A 25,211-nucleotide genomic window follows, 5' to 3' on the forward strand; every position below is an offset into this window, starting at 1 on the left:
CGGCATATACGGGAAAGAAATTTAACTGCTAGGAGTAAGTGATACAATTATGAAGAGGATAACTTCATGAAAAATGATAAGTAAAATGAAGCAATAGCGCTTGACTTGTCAATCAATAAAATTAATTTGTCACATGGTGTTCTTTATTATGCCAATTCAAAATCTCACAGGCACTAAATAAAATTAAGGGGGAAAGATTTCCCCCTTAATTTTACAAATTTTATTTGTAGCAGGATAATTAATAAATAGACGAACGTCTTTGGTTGACTAACTGGAATAAATTATCTGTAAAAATGAAATTCACCTAAAAAAGGTAATCACTCCTCTTTATGTAAGATTCAAAATTACGGTAAATTGTAATCAAAAATGCCGGCACTGCTGGGCAGGTAAAAATGTTATTGCACACCATTCCTTTGATGACATAAAAGTTGCATTAGAAAAAATAAAATTACTGAATCCTTATCATGTAACGATTACAGGTGGAGAACCCTTAGCCCATGATAATTGGTTAGAAATTTTAGAATTTGCTAAAGTCAACTTCCCAGTTATTGAATTATTCACAAATGGTGTTCTTTTGAATGAGGAACATATTCGGAGTTTATCTGAATTGATGGATGAAACAGACTACATCCAAATAAGCTTAGATGGGTTAAAAGAAACCTACAAAATGCAACGAGGCTCTGATGATTTTGATGCTGTAATCAATAATATCAAATGTATTGTTCAGTATGGTATTAATGTAAGAGTTAATATGACCATTACACATTATAATCTAGCTGAAATGATTGATATATATGAACTTGTTAAGGCTCTTGGAGTGACGTCGTTTTCAATATCTCCAGTATACCCATTAAGACGAGGTAAACGATTAGTACCACTAGTAGATTATGAAAAATACTTATATTTTGGAAAAAAAATAGAAAAAATGCATTCCAGAAGTAAGAGTGATATGAATTTAACGGTTATCTATCCTATTGAGATTCAATCAAAGAGAGCAGAATATACTGTAGAAAACATAATAAATCAATTTAACACTGATTTATTACATTGGACTGTTGATGGGAAAGGGGATATTTTCCATTTCATGGATCAGTTTTCATATGAGGAATTGAAAATTGGTAATATCTACGAAAATACGCTAGAGGAACTTTCAAAAAAAGATTTTCAAATTCAAACAAATTTACTATCGCATTCAAGTAAAGGATTAAAATGTGCAAATTGTAGCTTAGTATCATCTTGTCCTGGGATTGCCTATGCAAATTCTTATCCTGACTTAGCATTTAATCATAGGAGGTGTATTTTTAATGAAAAAACAGAATATACTAGAAGTATCACAGAATCTAGAGAATAATTTTAATTTACCTTATTATATATATTCTAAGGTGAAAACTAATACTAATGAAAAAGTTGTTTCTCCTCTTAAAATTGGTTTGAAAATTACAAATGCTTGTCACTTTAGGTGTCCGTACTGCTTTGTAATAAAAGAAGAAGATTACCTTTCTTTTGATGATTTGAAAATTATAATTGCTAAATTACCACAACTACCATATGAAGTTTATCTGACTGGGGGCGAGGCAACTTTACACCCTGATTTTTCTAAAATTGTAGATTACCTAGTTGAGCTAGGGATTCTAGTGAAGCTTCATACTACAGGGGTAATTATAGAAAAGAGTAGAAAATATATTCTTTCAAATTTGGAAAAATTTTCTTCCATTCAAATTAGTATAGATTCAATTAAAAATTTTGATAAACTCAGACCAAATCAGATTGATACTGCCCCCTTAGATCAAATTTGTTTTTTTGTTAAGGAATGTTTGAGTAGAGACTATCAGCAATTATTGGTAAATATTGTTATTAGTTCACTAAACATCCATGAGCTTGATGAAATTATTGAATTTTGTTATAAGCTAGGACTACTACATATTCAGCTATCTTCTATTTTTTCTATTCACAATAGATTATTAGTATCGGATGAAAAATATGCCGATTATTACAACAATCTAGTAGTGAAATTTAGTAATCAAGGTGTGAAATTTTTAACATCCCCGTTTTGTCATCCATGGTCACTTGCAATTAAGAATGGAATTGAATATAATTCACCGCTTTATTGTCCAGCTCAAAAAACAGAATTTGAGATTGATATGCATGGAGATGTGTATCCGTGCCCTTTCTTACATGATGAAACACATTTAATGGGAAATTTAATTACCGATGATTTTGAATCAGTTTGGAATTCTGGCGTGGACAGATTAAATAGAACTGCTTGGTCAGATGATATTAAATGTAAAGATTGTAAACTTTTTAATAATTGTGGTGGAGGTTGCTATGCCATGGCATTTGTTTCGAAACTAGAATATGATAAGAGGTGTATCATACATGCGAATAAGTAAAAATTGGTTTATTAGGTTTGAGCCTAATTTTCAAACGGAACAAAATACGATTTTATTTAATAAATTAAGCGGAGAATTATTTGAAGTAACAGAAGTTTATTATGATTTTATTGATTCTTTAAGAATTGGAACTGATTTTAAAAAACTTCTCTTAAGAAAATATAACGTCAACAAAGAAGATATGTTTGAGATTGAAAATACGATTTTAAAAAATCTAATATCACTAGGAGTAGTTATTAATGAGTGAGGTTGGAGTATATAACATCAAAAAAAGTTTTCATGGTAAAGTCGTACTGAGTATCCCAAGTTTTGAAGTGCAGAAAGGAGAAATTGTTTCTATAGTAGGTGCTAATGGTGCAGGTAAATCTACTTTGATAAAGATTATCTCGGGCCTAATGCTGCAAGATTCAGGTGATGTTGTTGTTTTTGGAAATAGCAACACCTCAGCAGCAATTCATAAGGATGTCAAATTTGTTTTAGAAAGCGGTAGGGGGTACTATGAGTATTTAACTTCAAATCAAAACATTGATTATTTTTTACACTTGAATAAGATTTCACGGAGTCACATTAAGAAGGATTTAGAAAATTTATTTGAAATACTTGACTTTAATGCCTACACCAATATATTGGTATCCGAACTGTCACAAGGAACGAGACAAAAATTATCTCTAATTATCGCTCTACTTTGCAAGCCAAAAGTTTTGTGTCTGGATGAGCCTACAAATGGTTTAGATATTGTTGCAAAAAAACAGTTTGCAAAATTATTACAAATCCTCTGTCAAGAAAAAGAAACCATAGTTCTGATGACTACACATGACATATATTTTGCAAAAGAGATCTCAACGAGAGTTTGTGTGATGAATAAAGGTGAGATAAATCAAGAAGGTAGTTTCTCAGAAATTTTTGGAAAAAATAATAAGTGGATTAAATATAAAATTGGTATTTCATACTTTGAGAAAGATTCTTTTGATAAGTTATTTCCTGAATTATCTTATCATGTAGACAATGAGAGATTAATTGTTGAAGTGAAAGACAGTCATGTGAAAAATCAAATCTTCAATCATTTTGATATTATATTTTTTGAAGAAGTTGAAGAAAGTATTGAAGAAATATTGTATGAGGTTATTCATCATGATTAGAGAAATAAGAAGGGAATTGAACCGACAGCTGCAAGAGATGATGCAGTTTAAATTTAATTTATTCTTTGCAAATTTTGGAATCTTAATAATGGTTTCAGCTTATCTCCAATATTTTCAAAATGTACAGAGTAAGTATTTGTTATTATGTTTACTATTTACCTGGTACTTTACAAGTCATGCTATTACACATCCAACATTTTTTATTGAAGATGACCTTTATGATAGAACTTTGATCAGTGTGATTCAGAGCAGTAAGAGTATTTTTCATGTATTAATGTTTAAAATCATAGTTCAGATATTAGTAGATTTTGTTAAAGCAATTCCTATTTTTATCGTTTTATCCATGATTAATCAAATTAATTTTCCAGATGATATCTTAAAATTAGTTGGGAGTTTCACTGCATGTATGCTAACGATTATTAGTATGTATGGTTTTGGATTCTGCTTATCAAGTCTCTGTTTTATTTTTAATCGTACATCTAGCATCACATCATTAATTTCTTACTTCATGCTATATTTTACTGGCATACTAGCACCACTAAGTGGCTTATTGAGGATTATAGGAAACCTCTTCCCTTATTATACCTTGAGAAAGGTTATCATTTCTCCATCGTATCAGTGTGTATTTTTGATAATCATTTATTGTGCCATCTATTGGTTAGTTGGAGCTTTACTATTTAATACTTTATTGAAAATAGCTAAAAAAAGAGGGAGTCTTTTCCATGTTTAGTGAATTGAGAAGATATTTTAATTATAAAGTTCGATATCTGTTTGATAGTATTTGTGAAGTCATTTATTCCTTGATTTTTATTACGGGTATCATTGTTATTTTCAATAGTGATAAACCAATAAATCTAATCAATTTTTTTATTTATTATTCGATGACTAATGTAATATTACTTGCTAATAAGGAGTTGGAATATGAAATTAGAACCAATCAATATACAAATATCAAAGCAACAAGATGTACACCTATAATGATTTATTTTACCCGTTCAATCACATATTTTATCTGGTCAACACTCATTTTTTCGATTTCAATCATTTTATCTTACCCATTTTTTAAAGATAAATTTGTTGTTCCTTCCGTAGATACGGTGGGTCTGATTTTAACTACAGTACTTAATTGTATTTTATTTTTGGTGATTTATTTCCTGATAATTAAGTTAACGGAGCGTTTTAAACGAGTATCCGTTTTATTAAATTTGCTTAATACCATTACGTTATTTTATTCAGGACTAGTATTTCCAACTTCATTTACTAGCTATGCAGATTTACTGGATATCTTCTTGAATTAAATTCAAGATTAACATTGACATACTCAAAGTGTATTTTCATATATTTTTATTCAAAGTTGGGTGAGGTATTATATGTCTAATTCATTTGTCAAATTATTACTCTCTCAGTTGTTTGCAAATTTAGCAGATATTTTCTTTAGATCTAAATTGTCAAATTAAGTTAGACTTTTCATAATTTAAATTTTTGATATACAAAGTTTTGAAGATTATTGCTAAATACACACACTCTCTGTTTCGAATGAGGAATCCCATAACTATTCAACTTTTCTTGAATTATTTTTCCATAGTTTTTAACCTCACATAAATCTAATTCAATTACTGATGCGACTACTTTTTTTAACTTACTTAAATCTTTATCGTTAAAAGCCTCTAGCTCCAAATAGGTACCAATCGGATCTGGAAATGTATCAAAACAAAAAGACTTTTCACCTTTTGTATAAATGGTTCTCTTTTTTTGTGAAAGCATTCTACATTTAGTAAAACCGATACTATATAAATAATCAATGATTTCTACAGTGTTCTCAATAATAGTATTTTTTAACAACGCTAATTCCGATAATTGAATTGAAAATTCTGAATTAATTATTCTTTGAATTTCTTTAAAAGGTTTCTTATCCTTACTACAGCTTTCATACTCAATCTCTATGTTATCTTGTAAATCGTGCCTTTTTCCCTTAAGCTTTAAAGTTAATAAATAGCCTTTAGGTTTTACCATTCTATACCTCAGAACAATCCCCTTTGATTTACATTCAAAATTTGCTAAATCTGGAACAAAATCAGTTTCAAGAAAGCTACCACGCATCTGAAATCCCGCTTTTTCAATGACTTTTTTATAATTCTCAAAAGTTTTTGAATCTAAGACCTCATATTTTAACTCTAATTCATTTTTATATAAATTTTGTTGATCAATTGACATCAAATATCTCCTCCTAAAAGTCTAACTTTTTTAATAACTGCATTAGCAAGCTCCTTATATTTCAACTTCATCTCCTGAATAGTTGTTGTTTCTATGATGTTATAGAAGTCATCAAAATAAAATGTGTCGTTTTACAAAATTTTAGGAAGTCTTTAGAAAATTCAAAAGTAGATTGATACAATATATTGTAAAATCAAGACACATTTGCTACTATTGGCCAGCACGGTACTTTTTAATTTTCATAAACGTTTTTTTACTATTTACCCTTACAGAGTACAACTCTCCTGACTGTTTGTCAATTGAATATATAGAATTTTCCGAAAAATATGGAGTAGCCTAATCTCCACTTAAACTTATCATAGTCAGTCCTTGCATTTCAACTTATTTTCTGTCATAATCCTTAATATGAGAAAAAAACTAATCGCTATTGATTTAGATGGTACCCTATTACACAATGATAATACCATTTCAGATTATACTGTTGATGTCATTCAACGTGTCAAAGATAAAGGCCATTTTGTCGTTATCGCGACCGGTCGCCCTTTTACCATGGCAGCTGACCATTATAAGCGTCTCCGCCTAAATACGCCCATGATTAGCTTCAACGGCGCTCTCACGCATATTCCTGACAAAAAATGGGACCGTGAACAAAGTGTTACCATTGACAAAAGCTACCTTATAGACGTTTTAAAACAAAGAGAAAGTTTCGAAGCAGACTTTATTGCCAGTGAATATCGGAAAAAATTTTTTATTACTATGGACAATCCGCAGAGCATCAATCCTGAATTGTTTGGTGTTGAAGAAATCACGAATAAAATGCAATTAGATGCTTCAAAAATCACCAAAAATCCAAATGCCCTCCTCATGCAAACAAGGCATGAAAACAAGTATGCTCTTGCTGATGAGATGCGCCGCCACTTCAAATATGAAATGGAAATTGATTCTTGGGGTGGACCAATGAATATCCTTGAATTTTCACCGAAAGGTATCAATAAGGCCTACGCCCTGAGCTACTTACTTAAAGAACTCAATAAATCCAAAGAGGACCTGATTGCTTTTGGCGATGAACACAACGATACTGAAATGCTATCTCTGGCAAAATCTGGTTATGCCATGAAAAACGCTAGTGAAGTACTTTTACCATACGCCGATGAGCAACTTGACTATACAAATGAAGATGATGGTGTGGCTCGAAAATTAGAAGAACTTTTGCTATAAACGAACATTATTAACCTACTTTGATTAAAAAGTAGGTTTTTGTGTCATATTTTCTGCTATTTTGACACATTTTCAATCATTTTCGATTGGAAATTTATGCTAGAATTTGCAAGTTTTTTCTTTTTTGTCATATCTTTGTAAAAATAGGGGTTGATTTTTAGGTGAAAACGTTTTACAATAGTATCGTTCTCTAATTCACTAAAATGAAAAAGAATAGCCGCTCTTAGCGGAAGGAGATTATTCTTTTTTCTTTTAATGAAAAATATAAATAAGGAGGAAGAACAAGAATGGCTATCGGTATTATTATTGCCAGTCATGGTAAATTTGCTGAAGGTATCCATCAATCTGGTTCTATGATCTTTGGTGAGCAGGAGAAAGTTCAAGTTGTAACTTTCATGCCAAATGAAGGTCCAGACGATTTGTATGAACACTTCAACAATGCTATCGCACAATTTGATGCTGATGATGAAGTCCTTGTACTTGCTGACCTTTGGTCTGGTTCACCATTTAACCAAGCAAGTCGCGTGATGGGAGAAAATCCTGATCGCAAAATGGCTATCATTACCGGTCTCAATTTGCCAATGCTTATTCAAGCCTACACTGAGCGTCTGATGGATGCTAATGCTGGGGTTGATAAGGTTGCTGCAAACATTATTAAGGAATCTAAGGATGGTGTTAAAGCCCTTCCCGAAGAACTTAATCCAGTGGAAGTTGCAGCGGTTCCAGCTAAAACTAGCGCTCCAAAAGGAGCTATTCCAAAAGGGACTGTCATTGGAGATGGTAAGATCAAAATTAACCTTGCACGTATTGATACGCGTCTTCTTCACGGACAAGTTGCTACAGCATGGACTCCAGCTTCAAAAGCTGATCGCATTATTGTTGCATCAGATGCCGTGGCAAAAGATGATCTACGTAAAGGTTTGATCAAACAAGCGGCACCTTCTGGGGTTAATGCTAATGTTGTTCCGATTGATAAATTGATTGAAGTAGCAAAAGATACCCGCTTTGGTGAAACGCATGCGCTTATCTTGTTCGAAACTGTCCAAGATGCCCTTCGTGCTATTGAAGGCGGTGTGCCGATTAAAGAACTCAATGTTGGTTCTATGGCTCACTCAACAGGTAAGACAATGGTTAACAACGTTTTGTCAATGGACAAGGACGACGTTGCTGCCTTTGAAAAATTACGTGACCTCGGCGTAAGCTTTGATGTTCGCAAAGTGCCAAACGATTCTAAGAAAGACTTGTTTGACCTTATTCAAAAAGCAAACGTTCAATAATTCACTCAAACTGTAGTGCTCGCATCTTGTTAAATCAGTTGAGAGTACTCATGAAAACTCAATAGAAAAGGAATAAAACCATGTCAGATATTTCAATTATTTCTGCTATCTTGGTTGTAGTTGTTGCCTTCTTTGCTGGTCTTGAAGGTATCCTTGACCAATTCCAATTCCATCAACCACTTGTGGCTTGTACACTTATCGGTCTTGTGACTGGTAATCTTGAAGCAGGCGTTATGCTTGGTGGATCACTTCAAATGATTGCCCTTGCTTGGGCTAACATCGGTACTGCTGTTGCTCCTGACGCTGCTCTCGCTTCTGTAGCTGCAGCTATCATCATGGTAAAAAGCGGTAACTTCTCAACTGAAGGTATTGCCGTTGCAACAGCAACAGCTATCCCACTCGCTGTCGCTGGACTCTTCCTCACAATGATCGTTCGTACAATCTCAGTTGNCCTTGTCCACACAGCTGACAGTGCTGCTAAAGAAGGGAACATTGCTGCGGTTGAACGTGCCCACTTGTTTGCCCTTGTCCTTCAAGGTCTTCGTATCGCTGTTCCTGCTGCTATGCTAATCGCTGTTCCTGCCTCTGCTGTTCAAGACATCCTTGGCTTGATGCCAGACTGGTTGAACGGTGGTATGGCTGTCGGTGGGGGTATGGTTGTAGCCGTAGGTTATGCCATGGTTATCAATATGATGGCAACTCGTGAAGTTTGGCCTTTCTTCGCTCTAGGATTTGCATTTGCTGCCCTTAGCGATCTTACCCTTATCGCTCTTGGTACAATCGGTGTTGCAATCGCCCTCATCTACCTTAACCTTTCTAAACAAGGTGGTAACGGTGGAGGAGCTGCCTCAAGTTCTGGCGATCCAATCGGCGATATCCTTGAAGACTACTAGAAAGGGGAACAATCATGGCTGAAAAAATTCAATTATCAAAATCAGATCGTCAAAAAGTTTGGTGGCGTTCACAATTCTTGCAAGGTTCATGGAACTATGAACGTATGCAAAACTTGGGTTGGGCTTATGCACTGATTCCTGCTATTAAAAAACTTTATACTTCTAAAGAAGACCAAGCTGCTGCTCTTGAACGCCACTTGGAATTCTTCAATACCCACCCATACGTTGCTGCCCCAATCATGGGGGTAACCCTTGCTCTTGAAGAAGAAAAAGCAAACGGTACTGAAATCGATGACGCTGCTATCCAAGGGGTTAAAATTGGTATGATGGGACCTCTTGCTGGTATCGGAGACCCTGTCTTCTGGTTCACCGTTCGTCCTATCTTAGGAGCTCTTGGTGCATCATTGGCAACAACAGGTAATATCGTTGGTCCATTAATCTTCTTCTTTGGTTGGAACATTATTCGTATGGCCTTCTTGTGGTACACACAAGAATTTGGTTACAAAGCTGGTTCTGAAATCACAAAAGACATGTCAGGTGGTATCCTGAAAGACATCACAAAAGGAGCTTCAATCCTTGGTATGTTCATTCTTGCTGTTCTGGTTGAACGTTGGGTATCTATCAGCTTTACTGTTAATCTTCCTGGTAAACAATTATCAGAAGGAGCCTACATTGAATTTCCAAAAGGAAATGTAACTGGTGCTGAGTTGAAAGGGATTCTTGGAGATGCACTTAGCGGTTTGAGTTTGGATAAGGTTCAATCACAAACACTCCAAGGACAGTTGAACAGCTTGATTCCTGGATTGATGGGACTTCTCTTGACTTTCCTTTGCATGTGGCTACTTAAGAAGAAAGTTTCACCAATCACAATTATTATTGCTTTGTTTATCGTTGGTATCGCTGCTCGTTTCTTCGGTATCATGTAATCAAATCATTCAATTCATAAAAGGGGTTTGGAACAATTTAGTTCTGAACTCTCTTTTGTTTAACTAAAAATTTGAGGTCAAATGATGTTTTTAAAAATCTTTATCACTCTGACCAACTTTTGCTTTACTACCTTCAATTATGGTATAATACAATAAAAAACAGCAAAGTGAGAAATTATGGCTCAATCTCTTAATAAATCAGTTGAACTTCAAACAACAGGTGTTTCCTATCTAGCTATTGGAGGTAAAGTTGGAAAATTCCTTATAGGTGAAACTGCTCTAGAATTTTATCCAGACGTTAATGTTGAACAATTTATTCAGATTCCATGGACTTCTATTAATCACATTGGTGCTAATGTTACACGTAAGAATAAAGTTAGCCGTCATTTTGAAATCTTTACCGATCAGGGGAAGTTTCTCTTTGCCTCTAAAGATTCTGGTAAAATTCTTAAAATTGCACGAAGTTATCTTGGCAATGATAAGGTCGTAAAACTCCCAACTCTAATTCAAACCATTATTTCAAAATTAAAGTCCTTTAAGCGCAAGTAACCTATCTATCGGCTAAATATTTGCTCTTTAAGCTACTGGGTATCAGCATAGCAAAAATATCATTTACTTTTTCTCAGTTTTCCTATATAATGGAGTTATCGGATAAGTAAGATTGGACGTTTTCCAGAAAGTCTGCGGTTGCTGTGAGCAGGTAATCGAACAATCCCAAATTCTACCGTGGTAAAATTTAAAAGTAATTAAGTGCACAGAATGTGAAGCTGGATGGAACCGCGCGTGAGCGCTCCAGCAAAATCATTTCTGTGTTTTTTTCTTACTGGGGAGGTTTTCCATGATTAAAATTATTGTTCATGCTTTTATAGATAAGTCCGAGGCGGTGGTTGAGGTCGTTTTTGCCTCTAAGGACGAAACTATTATCCGTGATAAAATGGCTATCTTTCAGAAACAATTTCCAAAAGACTACTTAGCCATTTATGATTTACCACTTGACACAGGCCTTACTAATCTCACTCATTACCCATCTGTAGCGATTAGTAAAGATGACTTTAATTAAACCAATCACAATCATTACTTACAAAATCAAACCATTTGGAGGAAATTATGTTAGATATTAAACGTATTCGAAACGATTTTGATACTATAGCTGCTAGTTTAGCGAATCGAGGTGTCAATCAAGAAACACTTCATGAATTAAAAGAATTGGATGAAAAACGCCGAACACTTTTAATTAAGTCAGAAGAAGCTAAAGCAGAGCGCAACATCGCATCGGCAGCTATTGCTCAAGCTAAGCGCAACAAAGAAGATGCTTCTGAACAGATTGTGGCTATGCAGACATTATCAGCAAGCATCAAAGCTACTGATGCTGAATTGACTGAAACTGATGAGAAACTCAATGAAATCATCGTTCGCCTACCAAATACACCACATAGCTCTGTTCCTGTCGGGGCCGATGAAGACGAGAATATTGAGGTCCGCCGTTGGGGAACACCACGTCACTTCGACTTTGACATCAAAGCTCACTGGGACCTCGGAGAAGATTTGGATATTCTTGATTGGGAACGCGGTGCCAAAGTCACTGGTTCACGGTTCCTCTTCTACAAAGGATTAGGTGCCCGCCTAGAACGTGCTCTCTACAACTTTATGTTAGACGAGCATGCCAAGGAAGGTTACACTGAAATTATTCCTCCTTACATGGTAAACCACGATTCAATGTTTGGTACTGGTCAATATCCAAAATTCAAAGAAGATACTTTTGAGTTAGCGGACAGTGACTTTGTCCTTATTCCAACTGCTGAAGTCCCTGTGACTAACTATTATCGTGGTGAAATCCTTGATGGCAAAGATTTACCTATCTATTTCACAGCTATGAGTCCTTCATTCCGCTCTGAAGCTGGCTCTGCTGGTCGTGACACTCGAGGGCTTATTCGTCTTCACCAATTCCATAAGGTTGAAATGGTCAAATTCTCTAAGCCAGAAAATTCCTATGACGAATTAGAAAAAATGACAGCAAATGCTGAGAATATCCTTCAAAAATTAAACCTACCATACCGTGTCATTACCTTGTGTACTGGAGATATGGGATTCTCAGCCGCTAAAACTTACGATTTAGAAGTTTGGATTCCAGCACAAAACACTTACCGTGAAATCTCTTCATGTTCAAATACTGAAGATTTCCAAGCACGTCGTGCCCAAATTCGTTACCGTGACGAAGCAGATGGCAAAGTCAAACTACTTCATACTCTTAACGGTTCTGGTCTTGCTGTAGGACGCACTGTGGCTGCTATTCTTGAAAATTATCAAAATGAAGATGGTTCTGTAACAATTCCAGAAGTTCTTCGTCCATATATGGGCGGTGTTGATATTATCTCACCTAAATAAACTATATCTTAATACTAAAAATCCCAAATCTAAGGCTATTGATGACTTCTGATTTGGGATTTTTGTCTGCTCTCAGTAACTTAAGAACAGCAGGTATATTACATTTATACTCCCGAAAAATCAAAAGCACACTAGACAACAATGTCAGAGTTTGATTTTTGAAGAGTAGTATTACTTAAAAGTCTTACAAAAAAGCCCAAATCGGGCTAATTTTAATATTTTCTAAAGCGTCGGTAACGGTTTTCCAGTAAAGTTTCGATGGGTTGCTGACGAAGTTGAGCTAGTTCCTCAATCAAATTTTTCTTTAACATTTCTACAATTTCACTTGAAAAATAACCATGCTCTGGAATAACCTTGTCAACCACTTCCATTTGGAGTAATTCATTGGCTGTAATCTTCATCAATTCAGCAGCCTCTGTTGCCCGTGAACCATCTTTCCACAAAATAGAGGCAAAACCCTCTGGGCTTAGAATTGCATACATGGTATGTTCGAGCATCCAAACCTGATCTGCCACAGCTAAAGCTAAAGCACCTCCAGAGCCCCCTTCACCAATGATAACAGCGATAATAGGCACCTTAAGATCACTCATTTCCATCAAATTACGAGCAATAGCCTCTCCCTGACCACGTTCCTCAGCACCTACACCTGGGTAGGCGCCTGCGGTATTGATAAAGGTAATAATAGGACGACCAAATTTTTCAGCTTGCTTCATCAGTCGAAGGGCTTTACGATACCCTTCTGGATTTGGCTGACCAAAATTACGATGCAAATTATCTTGCAGATTTTTTCCTTTTTGGATACCTACAATGGTAACAGGTTGACCGTCCAAACGTGCTAAACCGCCAACAATAGCCCCATCATCCGCAAATTGACGATCTCCATGTAGTTCCATAAAATCTTCAAAAATCAATTTGGCATAGTCGAGCGTTGTCAAACGACTTTGTTCTCTGGCCTCTTTCAAAATTCTTGAAACATCACTCATCTAGCACCTCCATGGAATTTTACCAAGTCAGCTATCACGTCAGCCAATTCTGTTCGTTTGACAATGGCATCAACAAAACCGTGATCCAACAAAAATTCTGCCCTTTGAAAATCTTCTGGCAAATCTTCACGAACAGTTGTTTCAATAACTCGACGGCCTGCAAAACCGATCAAAGCTTGAGGTTCAGCTAAGATAATATCTCCTTCCATGGCAAAACTTGCCGTAACCCCACCAGTCGTTGGATCGGTAAGAACTGTCAAATAAAAGAGTCCTGCATTAGAGTGCCGCTTAACTGCCGCAGAAATCTTAGCCATTTGCATAAGACTCATGATTCCTTCTTGCATCCGAGCACCACCTGACGCTGTAAAAATAACAACTGGTAACTTCTCTGCAATAGCTAATTCAAATAAACGGGTCAATTTTTCACCAACCACTGTCCCCATTGAGGCCATGATAAAATTCGAATCCATAATTGCCAGAGCAACCTTTTGTCCCCTTATCAAAGCTTTACCCGTAAGCACAGCCTCATCAAGGCCAGTTTTCTCCCGTGCAAGAGCTAATTTTTCAGCGTATTGTGGAAATTTTAAAGGATCTTTAGTTTCAAGGCCTGTAAACAATTCATCGAAACTTCCTTCATCAACTGTAATAGCTAGACGCTCCTGAGCAGAAATACGAAAATTATAAGAACAAGCAGGACAAATCTTAGCAACACCTAAATCTTTCTGATAGATCATATGCTTACATGATGGGCATTTGGCAAATAATTCATCAGGAACTTCTGGAGCCTCACGTTCAACCGTTTTTTTAAGTGAACGATTAGGATTGATACGAATATATTTATCTTTTTTTCCAAATAAAGCCATAATCCCTCCTAATCACCTGACTTGTAATAGTTTGGTAGGAAGTCCTCCATCAAGAAGGAAGTATCATAGTCCCCTGCAATAACTCTTGGATTAGCAATTAAATCCAATTGAAAGTCTGTATTAGTGGTTACTCCTTCAATCTCCAACTCATAAAGTGCCCTCTGCATTTTCATGAGAGCCTCAAAACGATTTTCCCCATGAACGATAATCTTAGCAATCATACTGTCGTAATAAGGAGGAATCGTATATCCAGTGTAAACTGCCGAATCAACACGGAGTCCAACGCCACCGCTTGGAAGGTATAGTTCTTTAATAGTTCCAGGGCTTGGAGCAAAATTAAACTTAGGATTTTCAGCATTGATACGACATTCTATGGCATGCCCTCTGATTTCAACTTCATCTTGTGTGATTGGTAAAGGTTCTCCAGCAGCAATCCGAATTTGTTCTTTTACAATATCAATGCCTGTAACAAATTCAGTCACCGGATGCTCAACCTGAACACGCGTATTCATTTCCATAAAATAAAATTCACGTGTAGACTCATCAAGCAAAAATTCGATTGTTCCAGCATTTTCATAAGCAACCGCCTTAGCTGCACGGACTGCCGCATCACCAATCTTTGTACGAAGAGTCTTACCAATGGCAATAGATGGACTTTCTTCCAAAACCTTTTGATTATTCCGTTGCAAGGAACAGTCACGTTCCCCAAGATGAATCACATTGCCAAATGAATCGCCCAGAATCTGCACTTCAATATGTCGAGCTGGATAAATAACTTTTTCAATATACATGGCCCCATTTCCGAAAGCTGCTTTAGCTTCCTGTGAAGCTGATTCAAAAGCAGGGCCCAATTCAGCAGAGGAGTTAACCTTCCTAATTCCCTTACCACCGCCTCCAGCCGAAGCCTTAAGCATGACAGGATAGCCAAGTTTATCAGCAATCGTCAGAGCTTCCTTGCTAGTGTAAACCTCACCGTCAGAGCCCGGAATCACTGGAACATTTGCCTTAATCATTTCAGCGCGTGCATTAATCTTGTCACCCATCTTATCCATAACAGCTGCACTTGGCCCTATAAATTTGATGCGCATTTCTTCACACATCGTGGCAAATTTGGAATTTTCACTTAAAAAGCCAAAACCAGGGTGAATGGCTTCCGCACCTGTGACAATAGCAGCAGACAAGACTGAATTCATATTCAGGTATGAGTCAGTTGAGCGTGCTGGTCCAATACAAATAGCTTCATCCGCTAAAATCGTATGGAGAGAGTCTCTATCAGCCTCCGAATAGACGGCAACTGTTGAGATTCCCAACTCACGCGCCGCACGAATAATACGCACCGCAATTTCACCACGATTGGCAATCAATAATTTTTTAAACATGTGGATGCATTTCTCCCTCTATTCGAGTAACCTATCAGTTGCCAATAGCAAAAGTAAGTGTCCCTGACGCTGCTAATTTACCATCCACTTCAGCTTTGGCTTCAACAACAGCAATGGTTCCGCGACGTTTGATAAATTTAGCGGTCATGACCAATTGATCTCCTGGAATCACTTGCTTTTTGAATTTCACCTTATCCATTCCTGCGTAAAAAACAAGTTTCCCCTTATTTTCTGGTTTTGATAATTCCAGAACACCCGCTGTCTGAGCCAAAGCTTCCATAATGAGAACTCCTGGCATAACAGGATAGTCAGGAAAATGCCCATTAAAAAATGGTTCATTGATGGTTACATTTTTAATGGCAGTTATTTCATCTTCAGAAATCTCCAGTACTCGATCAACCAAAAGCATGGGATAACGATGAGGAAGAGCATCTCTAATTTCTTTAATATCAATCATTTAATGCGCACCAATCCTTGTCCAAATTCAACCACTTCTTCATTAGTAACGAGAATTTCAGTCACAATTCCATCACGAGGAGCTGGAATCTCATTCATCACTTTCATCGCCTCAATAATCAAAAGAGTTTGACCTTTTTTAACCGAGTCACCTACTGAAACAAAAGCTGGTTTGTCAGGGCTTGAAGCAAGGTAGGCAACTCCTACAAGCGGACTAGGGACTTCCTCGCCTTCAGCAACAGCGGGAGTCTCTTCCTTGGAAATAGCTTGCGCTGCCTCTGGATCCTCCTCTTGAGTTGTTGCCACTACTGGTGTAGCTACAAACGTTGGAGTAGACACAGGAGGAAGCGGCGCTTGCGCTTGTACCAACTGATGGTCGTTTTTAGAAAAAGCTAATTCCCCATCTACTGTCTTAAATGAAAATTCTTTCAGGCTTGAAGCATCAAACTGCGCCATCAATTCTTTAACTTCACTAATATTCAACATTATTCCTCCCAGCGTTTAAAGGCAAGAACGGAATTATGACCACCAAATCCAAAAGTATTGGAAATAGCATATTGAAGGTCTGCCCCTTGACCTTGTCCGAAAATAACATTAGCCTCAATATCGTCGGAAAGCTCCTTTGTTCCCGCTGTCATTGGAATAAAACTATGACGGATGGCCTCAATGGTTGCAATAGCTTCTACAGCTCCTGCCGCCCCCAAAAGATGCCCAGTGAAGGACTTGGTTGAAGAAACTGGAACATCTTTACCAAATACAGTAACGATAGCTTGACTTTCTCCTTTTTCATTGGCCTGAGTAGAGGTTCCGTGAGCATTGACGTAATCAACATCACTAGCTTGGATACCTGCTTCCTGAATAGCCAATTTTATAGCCTTAGCCGCACCAGAACCATCTGGTGTTGGGGTGGTTTGGTGGTAGGCATCACAATTGCTACCATAACCCACAACTTCAGCTAAGATAGTCGCTCCGCGATTTTGAGCATGTTCAAGGCTCTCTAAGACAAGCACACCAGCACCCTCGCCCATGACAAAACCATTTCTATCCTTATCAAAAGGAATAGCTGCACGTTTAGGATCTTCTGTTGTTGACAAAGCGGTTAGTGCGTTGAAACCACCAATACCAATCTCATTAATAGTGGACTCCGAACCACCTGCCAAAATCACATCGTGGAAACCAAACTTGATTTCACGAAAAGCTTCTCCAATAGCATCATTCGAGGAAGCACAAGCAGTTGTAATTGACTTACATACTCCTTGGGCACCAATTTTAAGGGCAATATTCCCAGCGGCCATATTTGACAATGCTTTTGGAATAAACATAGGCTGGATACGTCGGATTCCTTTTTCATGCATACGAATGATTTGCTCTTGCATTTCCTGCAAACCGCCAATACCAGATGATACGATTACACCAACACGGTCACGATTTTCGGTTTCCATGTCTAGCCCAGCATTTTCTAAAGCTTCCAAGGTTGCATAAATTGCATAGATAGAGTACATATCCATACGATTTTTATCTTTACGAACAAAGTATTTATCAAAAGGAAAATCTTTAACCTCGCCAGCATTGTGCACTGGGATATCTGAAGTATCAAATTTGGTAATCGGACCAATGCCAATTCTACCATCATAGAGGCTGTTCCAAAATTCTTCCGGGGTATTTCCAATTGGTGATGTCACACCGTAACCCGTTACTACAACTCTATTCAATGTCATCTTTTTCTCCTTATTTACAGGGAACTGTCTAAAACTCTTCTCTTACTGCATGGTCATGCCGCCATCAATAGCAACAACTTGACCAGTTAGGTATTCTTGCTGTGCCAAAAATGATGCAAGTTGTGCAACTTCATCGGCTTTCCCAACACGTTTCATAGGAATTTGAGCAAGCATTGCTTCTTTCATTTTTTCAGGAATAACATCAGTCATATCCGACTCGATAAACCCTGGAGCAATAGCATTCACCCTTACACCACGCGCAGCAACTTCTCTTGCAACAGACTTTGTAAAGCCAATCAAACCAGCTTTTGAAGCTGCATAATTGGCCTGTCCGATATTACCTGTTAAGCCAACGACACTAGATATATTAATGATAGCACCTTGACGTGCTTTTGTCATCGGTTTCAAGACTGATTGTGTCATATTAAAAGCGCCAGTCAAATTAATTTTCAAAACAGTTTCAAAATCTTCTTCTGTCATTTTTAACATGAGCTTATCTCTAGTAATTCCAGCGTTATTGACTAGAACATCAATTGACCCAAGATGGGCAACAGCCTCATCCACCATACGTTTTGCATCCGCATAGTTTGAGACATCTCCAGAAACAGCAATTACTTTAACTCCATAATCATCAAAACTATTGATGAGGTCTTGCGAAATAGCTGAGCGACCGTTTAGTACAACATTGGCTCCCAATTTTGCAAATTGATGTGCGATTGCTAGACCAATCCCTCTGCTTGATCCGGTAATAAACACGTTTTTAGATGTAATTTCCAAATTAAACCTCCTATTTTTGTAGCAAATCAGTCAGACTAGCCAAATCCTCAACCGTAGTTGTTGGAATTGTTTTGTCAATTTTTTTCATAAAACCACTGAGTACTTTGCCAGGGCCAATCTCAATCACTTCGGTCAGCCCTAGTTTTTTCATTGTTTCAATAGATTCGTAAAAACGAACTGGCTCCATAACCTGTCGAGCAAGTAGACTCTTAACTTCAGACTCTGTCATGACCTTAGCTTCAGTATTTCCAATTAGAGGAATATTAAATGGTCTAAAGACAATCTTTTCTAACTCCACAGCTAACTTTTCACTAGCTGGTTGCAAAAGAGCCGTATGAAAGGGACCTGAAACTTTAAGCGGAATAAGACGTTTAGCACCGGCTTCTTTTAGAAATTCAAGCGCTTGACCAACTGCTTCAACTTCACCACCAATTACAATTTGTCCAGGAGTATTATAGTTTGCCGGTGTCACAATTCCCTTTTCAGAAGCTTTCCGGCAAGCCTCCTCAATGACGGAAGCATCCATATTCATAACCGCAACCATCTTGCCTGTTCCAGCAGGAGCCGCAGTTTCCATAAATTCTCCTCGCTTAGCGACCAAAGCAACTGCATCTTCAAACGCCAAAGCCCCTGAAGCAACCAAGGCAGAATACTCACCCAAGGACAGGCCAGCAACTAAGTCAGCATTGTAGCCTCTTTCTAAGAGCAAACGATAAATGGCAATAGAAGTCGTTAAGATTGCTGGCTGTGTGTATCGTGTTTGATTGAGTTTTTCCTCATCATGATCAATCAGATGCCGCAAATTATATCCCAAGATACGACTGGCGGTATCAAAAGTTTCTCTGATAATAGGAAAAGCTTCGTAGAGATCACTTGCCATCCCAAGTTTTTGAGCACCTTGCCCGGCAAATAAAAACGCTGTTTTTGTCATTTAAATGTAATCCTCCAACTTGTGATAAGAGAGACTAATGGCAATTAGGCATCAACATCTTCCCAGCGAGCAGCTTCTTTTTTGATTACCCTAGCAGCACCATAGTAAATATCTTTTAGAATATCTTCGCAGCTTTCTTCTTCCTTAACCAAACCCGCAATTTGGCCAGCCATGACTGAACCATTAACGACATCGCCATCAATAACTGCATTGCGAAGAGCACCTGCACCAAGCTCTTCAATTTCTTCTGCCGATTTTTTACCAGCTAAAAAATCTTTTTCCGCTTGTCCATAGGCAGAAGAGAGTTTATTTTTAATTGCTCGAACTGGATGACCAACAACTGAAGCAGAGACGACAGTGTCAATATCCTTTGCTTTCAAAATTTTATCTTTAAAATTCTGGTGAGCATTTGACTCTTTGGCTACAACAAAACGTGTCCCAACTTGGACAGCCTCTGCCCCCAACATAAAGACCGCAGCAGCGCCTGCACCATCTGCTACACCACCTGCACCAATGACCGGAATGTCAACAGCGTCTACAACTTGACGCACAAGGGTCATCGTGGTCAGTTTACCAATGTGTCCGCCTGCTTCCATTCCTTCTGCAATGACTGCATCAGCACCCAATTTTTGCATCCGTTTTGCTAATGCTACCGAGGGAACAACGGGAATAACAGTAATACCAGCTTCATGGAATCGCTCCATATATTTACCAGGATTTCCTGCTCCAGTCGTTACAACTTTAACCCCCTCTTCAATGACCAAGTCAACAATATCATCTGCAAAAGGAGACAAAAGCATGATATTCACACCAAAAGGTTTATCAGTAATTGATTTCACTTTATCAATATTTGCTTTAACTACCTCTTTGGGTGCATTTCCTCCGCCAATGATGCCTAGACCGCCAGCATTTGATACTGCCCCAGCTAAGTCACCATCCGCAACCCATGCCATTCCCCCTTGAAAAATGGGGTATTTTATATTCAATAATTCTGTAATACGTGTTTTCATTTTTAAAACTTCCTAAGCCTTAACACCGACGATAATTTGATTATCAAACTATCAAAATAAGAAGAGGGAGCGGCGTAGTTTGACAACTGTCAATGCTTCACCGCCCCTAACTTTAAAGAGTGCCTTATTTTGTTTTTTCCTCAACGTAAGCAACCAAGTCACCTACAGTATTAAGTCCTTCTTCTGTTTCGATTTGAATATCAAAAGCATCTTCGATTTCTGAGATGACTTGGAAAACGTCAAGTGAGTCAGCGTCAAGATCATCAAAAGTTGTTTCCAATTGTACTTCTTCTGCGTCCTTACCAAGTTCTTCAACGATAATTTCTTGTACTTTTTCAAATACTGCCATGATTAATTTCTCCTTAAGATATAAAAATTTTTATAAATGTGCATTCGCACAGTGTATAACTAGATTTTAACAATAAGAGTTCCCCATGTAAAACCTCCACCGAATCCGGAAAGAAGAATTGTCTGAGAACCATCCATTTTCAACATTCCCTTATCAACACATTCTGATAAAAGAATAGGGATACTGGCCGCACTAGTATTGCCATATTCCATCATGTTGGCTGGGAATTTTTCCCGCGAAATACCAATCTTTTTAGCCATTTTATCCAAGATACGATTATTTGCCTGATGTAATAAAAGATAATCTAGGTCATCATTTGAAAAGTTGATATCTGTAATCAACTGTTTGATATTGGCGGATACCTCACGAACAGCAAAATCAAAGATTGCACGACCATCCATTTTTACATACGGATCATTCTCTGACTTTTGTGAAAATGGTGAAGATAGACCAATTTTACCAGAAGTTAAACTTTCTCCCCGACTTCCATCAGAATGAAGTGATTCAGCCAAAAAGTGGCGCTTATCACTTGCTTCTATCAGCACACCACCTGCACCATCCCCAAACAGAACGGCCGTTGAGCGATCAGACCAATCAACAGCTTTAGAAAAAGTCTCCGCACCAATGACCAAACCTTTGCGATAAAGGCCAGACTGTATCAATTTATCTGCCGTCGCTAAAGCAAAAATAAATCCACTGCAGGCTGCTGTTAAATCAAAAGCGAAAGCATTAGCAGCACCAATTTGCGCTTGAACCCTTGTAGCTGTAGATGGCATCATAGAATCTGGCGTAATTGTTGCAACGATAATAAAGTCAATTTCACTGGCTTGAACAGAGGATTTGAATAGCAACTGCGCTGCAACATGACTAGCTAAATCACTAGTAGTCTCATTTTCACTAATATGACGATTTTTTATTCCCGTCCGAGAAGCAATCCAGTCATCAGAAGTGTCCATTATTGTAGCTAAGTCATCATTAGACACAACTTGCTTAGGCGCATAATGAGCAACGTGGCTAATTCTTGAATATACCATCAGACTAACTCCTCAAGAAATTTATGGAGATTACTCAGTCCACGTTGTAGTACTTCAACATCTTCTTCGGGCATTCCTTCAACAATATGATTAACCATAGATTTATGAAATCTTCCGTGCAAACGATTTAATAATCTTCCCTTTTTTGTCAAGGCCAAATGAACAACACGTCGATCAACTTTAGATCTTGAACGTTCTATATAGCCCTTTGCCTCAAGTTTATTCAAACTAGTGGTGACTGTCCCCAATGTTAGCATCAGTTCACGTGCAATATCCGTTGGAGTAACATTTTCTGAATTACCAATAATTTCAATAGTGTGCATCTCTTTTATAGAAACATCATTGAATTGACTTGTCCTCAAACTCATCTCCTCAATAACTATAACACGATTGAAAATATCAACAAGATATTCATTGATTTTATCGTAATCCACGAGGTCACCTCCCACAAATAAACTTTGACAATCAAAGTATATCAAACATCAAACTATTTTGCAAGGATTTTTCAGAAAAACAAGCCTTATTTCCCAGTAAATTTTGGACGACGACGTTCCCCGTAAGCACGCACACCTTCCTTAAAATCTTCTTTAAAAGCTAGTTCCCTCTGTAATGCTAGTTCAACTTGTGTATAATTTTCCCATGATTCAAACGATGATGTCCAAATCATTTCTTTAATCGCTCGATAAGAGTTGATTGAACCACGTAATAGTTTTTTAACAAGCTGATTCGTAGTTTTTTCAAGTTTTTCAGAGTCACATAAACGATACACAATACCATATTCATGTGCTTTTTCTGCAGTCAAGCCTTCACCTGTCATTGCTAATTGGGCGGCTCGTGTCACACCAATAGCACGTGTCATGAGAAGCAAACCTCCTGCATCTGGTGCCAAACCAACTCCAACAAAAGCCTGAATGAACTTTGCTTTTACAGATGCAATAACAAAATCAGCGGCAACTGCCATATTAGCAGCAGCACCAGCAACTGCTCCATCTATACTCATAATAACTGGCTTTGGCAATTTTTTTAGAGCAAAAGAAATCTGATTAACGAGCTCTGCAATTTTAACCAGAGATTGTACATCATCCTCCTCAACAGCCCTTTGCATCTCTGCCAAATCACCTCCAACAGAAAAAATTGATCCATTAGCCTTAATGATAAGTACCTTGGTAGTCGCATTTTCTGCGACTATACGGATTGCTTCCAACACTTCCTCACACATTGGAATATTGAATCCATTAGATACTTGTGGGCGATTGAATGTCAACGTTGCAACATCTTTATCATTATCAAAAATAACATTATTAAACATCACAATTCCTCAACACTTTCATTGGTTTGATAATAAAGTATTTTGATTATCAAATTATTTTGATAACATCTTAACATAAAAATCCCACAAATAGCAAGAAAAAAATTAAAATAATTCAACTTTTTAAACAGTGACCATTTTGAAAACATAGAAATATTCTAAGAAAAAAGGAAAAACTACTGACAAATTTTCTGAATTTTGCTATAATTTTATGTAAAATCTACCTTTTGGAGAAAATATGAAAGTTATCAAATTTGGTGGAAGCTCCTTGGCTTCTGCAAAACAGTTGACTAAAGTTTTAAACATCGTTAAATCCGATTCTAATCGTCGCTTTGTGGTCGTTTCAGCTCCAGGAAAACGTGATGCTAATGACATAAAAGTTACAGATGCTCTGATTAAATATTACAATGCCTACACCTCTGGACAGGATGTAACAGAGGTCCAAAATTGGATTATCGAGCGATACCAATCGATTGTTAATGAGCTTAATCTTGGATCAACAATCATGAAAAAAATATCCGATGCAATTAAACATCTAGCTAGTGAGCCGATTGAAGGAAATGATTTCTTATATGATACTTTTCTAGCTGCTGGTGAAGATAACAATGCCAAACTCATTGCGGAATATTTTTCAAAAAACGGCGTTCCTGCGCGCTATATTCATCCAAAACAAGCTGGTATCATAGTGACTAGCGAGCCTGGAAATGCCCGAATTCTTCCGTCAAGTTATGATAAATTGGAAAATCTCCGAGATTATCAAGAAGTACTTGTCATTCCTGGATTCTTTGGAACCACTGTAGATAATCAAATTTGCACCTTCTCTCGCGGTGGTTCTGATATTACAGGCTCCATTGTCGCTGCTGGAGTGAAAGCTGATTTGTATGAAAATTTCACAGATGTAGATGGTATTTTTGCAGCTCATCCTGGTGTTGTTCACAAACCTCACTCAATCCCTGAATTAACTTACAAAGAGATGCGCGAATTAGCCTATGCAGGATTTTCTGTTCTTCACGACGAAGCTCTCATTCCAGCTTACCGTGGAAAAATTCCACTTGTTATTAAAAATACAAATAATCCTAGCCATCCTGGCACAAAAATTGTATTAGCCCATGAAGGTATGGAAGTCCCTGTTGTTGGGATAGCGGGTGATGATAACTTTGTTAGTATTAACATCTCAAAATATCTTATGAATAGAGAAGTCGGGTTTGGTCGCAAAGTTTTGCAAATCCTTGAAGATCTCAACATTCGTTGGGAACATATGCCTACTGGTATTGATGACATGTCTATTGTTTTACGCGAAAGAGAGTTAACACCCATTAAAGAGCAAGAAATCATCACACAATTAACTCGTAAGCTTGAAGTCGATGAAGTAAATATTCAACGTGGCCTATCAATCATCATGATAGTTGGTGAAAACATGAAAAGTCATATCGGGGTAACTGCATCTGCAACAAAGGCTCTTTCCGATCAACATATAAATCTTGCTATGATTTCGCAGGGATCAAGTGAAGTATCAGTTATGTTTGTTATTGAAACAGCCAAAGAAAAAGAAGCTGTTCGCGCCCTTTACAAAGCATTCTTCGGACTAACAAAAAAATCATAACCTCCATCAAATAGATGTTTTGTACAGAGATAGAAGTCAAAATTCCCAGCCAGCGCTTAAAACGCTGGCTTTCACTTTGTTCAAGCTACTCTACATCTGACCTGTCACTAGTCACTTTTGTTTTACAACTCGCCATCCATAAAGGAAGCCTCATATTCCTCCAAAAGTTATGATTCCAAATTGGTGGACCTATTAACTATAGTCATTTTCTACCGTTTGTCAAACCTATCAAGGTTTTAGAGAAAAAACAATTTTCATCCTAAATTCTCAAAGTAAGTTCTAGTCTAACACCAAAACTGGAAATTAGACTGAGACAAAAAAATAAGGTAGAACTTACTATGGGACAAGTTGGTAACT

General features: G+C 37.3%; 28 protein-coding genes. 14 read left to right on the forward strand and 14 right to left on the reverse strand.

The features are described 5' to 3' along the window. The first annotated feature begins 397 nt into the window (after nucleotides 1–397). From A3I7_RS0105530 to A3I7_RS14520, 6 genes are read left to right on the forward strand one after another with little or no spacing between them, the layout of a single operon-like run. Nucleotides 398–1,351: a radical SAM protein gene (locus A3I7_RS0105530; RefSeq protein WP_245538843.1), complete on the forward strand. Its 954-nt coding sequence runs from the start codon at nucleotides 398–400 to the stop codon at nucleotides 1,349–1,351. Beyond that, entirely contained in the window at nucleotides 1,305–2,390 is a 1,086-nt protein-coding gene (locus tag A3I7_RS0105535; protein WP_018375789.1) for a radical SAM/SPASM domain-containing protein, read from the forward strand. Before A3I7_RS0105530 ends, A3I7_RS0105535 begins: the two co-directional genes overlap by 47 nt. Next, nucleotides 2,377–2,637, forward strand: a complete 261-nt coding sequence (locus tag A3I7_RS0105540; protein ID WP_018375790.1) for a hypothetical protein — start codon at nucleotides 2,377–2,379, stop codon at nucleotides 2,635–2,637. Before A3I7_RS0105535 ends, A3I7_RS0105540 begins: the two co-directional genes overlap by 14 nt. Next, nucleotides 2,630–3,529, forward strand: coding sequence for an ABC transporter ATP-binding protein (locus A3I7_RS0105545; RefSeq protein ID WP_018375791.1), 900 nt, complete (start codon nucleotides 2,630–2,632; stop codon nucleotides 3,527–3,529). Before A3I7_RS0105540 ends, A3I7_RS0105545 begins: the two co-directional genes overlap by 8 nt. Beyond that, on the forward strand, nucleotides 3,519–4,259 hold the full coding sequence (locus tag A3I7_RS0105550) for an ABC transporter permease (protein ID WP_026217145.1): 741 nt from the start codon (nucleotides 3,519–3,521) through the stop codon (nucleotides 4,257–4,259). Before A3I7_RS0105545 ends, A3I7_RS0105550 begins: the two co-directional genes overlap by 11 nt. Continuing rightward, the gene (locus A3I7_RS14520; protein ID WP_018375793.1) at nucleotides 4,252–4,827 is read left to right on the forward strand and encodes a membrane protein; all 576 of its coding nucleotides are present in this window, start codon (nucleotides 4,252–4,254) and stop codon (nucleotides 4,825–4,827) included. Before A3I7_RS0105550 ends, A3I7_RS14520 begins: the two co-directional genes overlap by 8 nt. Before the next feature lie 169 nt (nucleotides 4,828–4,996). On the opposite strand, the gene A3I7_RS0105560 is transcribed toward A3I7_RS14520, so the two are convergent. Then, on the reverse strand, nucleotides 4,997–5,743 hold the full coding sequence (locus A3I7_RS0105560; RefSeq protein WP_018375794.1) for a CYTH domain-containing protein: 747 nt from the start codon (nucleotides 5,741–5,743) through the stop codon (nucleotides 4,997–4,999). Between the two features lie 405 nt (nucleotides 5,744–6,148). Between A3I7_RS0105560 and A3I7_RS0105565 the strand changes: the two genes are divergently transcribed. From A3I7_RS0105565 to serS, 7 genes are all read left to right on the forward strand, one after another. After that, a complete protein-coding gene (locus A3I7_RS0105565; RefSeq protein WP_018375795.1) occupies nucleotides 6,149–6,961 on the forward strand; it encodes a Cof-type HAD-IIB family hydrolase in 813 nt (270 codons plus the stop codon). A gap of 287 nt (nucleotides 6,962–7,248) precedes the next feature. Further along, the gene (locus tag A3I7_RS0105570) at nucleotides 7,249–8,238 is read left to right on the forward strand and encodes a PTS sugar transporter subunit IIB (RefSeq protein ID WP_018375796.1); all 990 of its coding nucleotides are present in this window, start codon (nucleotides 7,249–7,251) and stop codon (nucleotides 8,236–8,238) included. 80 nt (nucleotides 8,239–8,318) lie between these two features. Then, a complete protein-coding gene (locus tag A3I7_RS0105575; protein WP_018375797.1) occupies nucleotides 8,319–9,131 on the forward strand; it encodes a PTS mannose/fructose/sorbose transporter subunit IIC in 813 nt (270 codons plus the stop codon). Nucleotides 9,132–9,145: 14 nt separating this feature from the next. After that, a complete protein-coding gene (locus A3I7_RS0105580; protein ID WP_018375798.1) occupies nucleotides 9,146–10,057 on the forward strand; it encodes a PTS system mannose/fructose/sorbose family transporter subunit IID in 912 nt (303 codons plus the stop codon). 177 nt (nucleotides 10,058–10,234) lie between these two features. Next, nucleotides 10,235–10,606, forward strand: a complete 372-nt coding sequence (locus A3I7_RS0105585) for a DUF956 family protein (protein ID WP_018375799.1) — start codon at nucleotides 10,235–10,237, stop codon at nucleotides 10,604–10,606. A 289-nt stretch (nucleotides 10,607–10,895) separates the two neighbouring features. Continuing rightward, the gene (locus tag A3I7_RS0105590; RefSeq protein ID WP_018375800.1) at nucleotides 10,896–11,117 is read left to right on the forward strand and encodes a hypothetical protein; all 222 of its coding nucleotides are present in this window, start codon (nucleotides 10,896–10,898) and stop codon (nucleotides 11,115–11,117) included. Nucleotides 11,118–11,164: 47 nt separating this feature from the next. After that, nucleotides 11,165–12,442: a serine--tRNA ligase gene (gene serS / locus A3I7_RS0105595; protein WP_018375801.1), complete on the forward strand. Its 1,278-nt coding sequence runs from the start codon at nucleotides 11,165–11,167 to the stop codon at nucleotides 12,440–12,442. Between the two features lie 212 nt (nucleotides 12,443–12,654). Here serS and A3I7_RS0105600 read toward each other — a convergent pair whose 3' ends face one another. From A3I7_RS0105600 to fabM, 13 genes are all read right to left on the reverse strand, one after another. Beyond that, complete coding sequence (locus A3I7_RS0105600; protein ID WP_018375802.1) at nucleotides 12,655–13,425, reverse strand: acetyl-CoA carboxylase carboxyl transferase subunit alpha; 771 nt, start codon at nucleotides 13,423–13,425, stop codon at nucleotides 12,655–12,657. Then, entirely contained in the window at nucleotides 13,422–14,288 is an 867-nt protein-coding gene (accD, locus tag A3I7_RS0105605; RefSeq protein WP_018375803.1) for an acetyl-CoA carboxylase, carboxyltransferase subunit beta, read from the reverse strand. The genes A3I7_RS0105600 and accD overlap by 4 nt, the downstream gene beginning before the upstream one ends. A gap of 8 nt (nucleotides 14,289–14,296) precedes the next feature. Then, nucleotides 14,297–15,667, reverse strand: a complete 1,371-nt coding sequence (locus tag A3I7_RS0105610; protein ID WP_018375804.1) for an acetyl-CoA carboxylase biotin carboxylase subunit — start codon at nucleotides 15,665–15,667, stop codon at nucleotides 14,297–14,299. A gap of 34 nt (nucleotides 15,668–15,701) precedes the next feature. Then, nucleotides 15,702–16,124, reverse strand: coding sequence for a 3-hydroxyacyl-ACP dehydratase FabZ (gene fabZ, locus A3I7_RS0105615; RefSeq protein ID WP_018375805.1), 423 nt, complete (start codon nucleotides 16,122–16,124; stop codon nucleotides 15,702–15,704). Further along, nucleotides 16,121–16,606, reverse strand: a complete 486-nt coding sequence (accB, locus tag A3I7_RS0105620; protein ID WP_026217146.1) for an acetyl-CoA carboxylase biotin carboxyl carrier protein — start codon at nucleotides 16,604–16,606, stop codon at nucleotides 16,121–16,123. The genes fabZ and accB overlap by 4 nt, the downstream gene beginning before the upstream one ends. Before the next feature lie 2 nt (nucleotides 16,607–16,608). Then, complete coding sequence (gene fabF, locus A3I7_RS0105625; RefSeq protein ID WP_018375807.1) at nucleotides 16,609–17,841, reverse strand: beta-ketoacyl-ACP synthase II; 1,233 nt, start codon at nucleotides 17,839–17,841, stop codon at nucleotides 16,609–16,611. 42 nt (nucleotides 17,842–17,883) lie between these two features. Then, nucleotides 17,884–18,618, reverse strand: coding sequence for a 3-oxoacyl-[acyl-carrier-protein] reductase (fabG, locus tag A3I7_RS0105630; protein ID WP_018375808.1), 735 nt, complete (start codon nucleotides 18,616–18,618; stop codon nucleotides 17,884–17,886). 10 nt (nucleotides 18,619–18,628) lie between these two features. Beyond that, nucleotides 18,629–19,549, reverse strand: a complete 921-nt coding sequence (gene fabD, locus A3I7_RS0105635; protein WP_018375809.1) for an ACP S-malonyltransferase — start codon at nucleotides 19,547–19,549, stop codon at nucleotides 18,629–18,631. Nucleotides 19,550–19,593: 44 nt separating this feature from the next. Further along, complete coding sequence (gene fabK / locus A3I7_RS0105640; RefSeq protein ID WP_018375810.1) at nucleotides 19,594–20,559, reverse strand: enoyl-[acyl-carrier-protein] reductase FabK; 966 nt, start codon at nucleotides 20,557–20,559, stop codon at nucleotides 19,594–19,596. Nucleotides 20,560–20,683: 124 nt separating this feature from the next. Then, nucleotides 20,684–20,908 carry an acyl carrier protein gene (locus A3I7_RS0105645; protein WP_018375811.1) on the reverse strand — a complete coding sequence of 75 codons (225 nt, stop codon included), beginning with the start codon at nucleotides 20,906–20,908 and terminating at the stop codon, nucleotides 20,684–20,686. Between the two features lie 59 nt (nucleotides 20,909–20,967). Next, nucleotides 20,968–21,942, reverse strand: a complete 975-nt coding sequence (locus tag A3I7_RS0105650) for a beta-ketoacyl-ACP synthase III (protein ID WP_018375812.1) — start codon at nucleotides 21,940–21,942, stop codon at nucleotides 20,968–20,970. Further along, entirely contained in the window at nucleotides 21,942–22,376 is a 435-nt protein-coding gene (gene fabT / locus A3I7_RS0105655; protein WP_018375813.1) for a fatty acid biosynthesis transcriptional regulator FabT, read from the reverse strand. The genes A3I7_RS0105650 and fabT overlap by 1 nt, the downstream gene beginning before the upstream one ends. Nucleotides 22,377–22,462: 86 nt before the next feature. After that, nucleotides 22,463–23,251, reverse strand: coding sequence for a trans-2-decenoyl-ACP isomerase (gene fabM, locus A3I7_RS0105660; protein WP_018375814.1), 789 nt, complete (start codon nucleotides 23,249–23,251; stop codon nucleotides 22,463–22,465). A gap of 238 nt (nucleotides 23,252–23,489) precedes the next feature. Here fabM and A3I7_RS0105665 point away from each other — a divergent pair, with 238 nt between their 5' ends. Beyond that, the gene (locus A3I7_RS0105665) at nucleotides 23,490–24,854 is read left to right on the forward strand and encodes an aspartate kinase (protein WP_018375815.1); all 1,365 of its coding nucleotides are present in this window, start codon (nucleotides 23,490–23,492) and stop codon (nucleotides 24,852–24,854) included. Nucleotides 24,855–25,211: the final 357 nt, after the last annotated feature.

Origin of the sequence: Streptococcus orisratti DSM 15617, assembly GCF_000380105.1 — a bacterium.
Taxonomy (GTDB): Bacteria; Bacillota; Bacilli; order Lactobacillales; family Streptococcaceae; genus Streptococcus; species Streptococcus orisratti.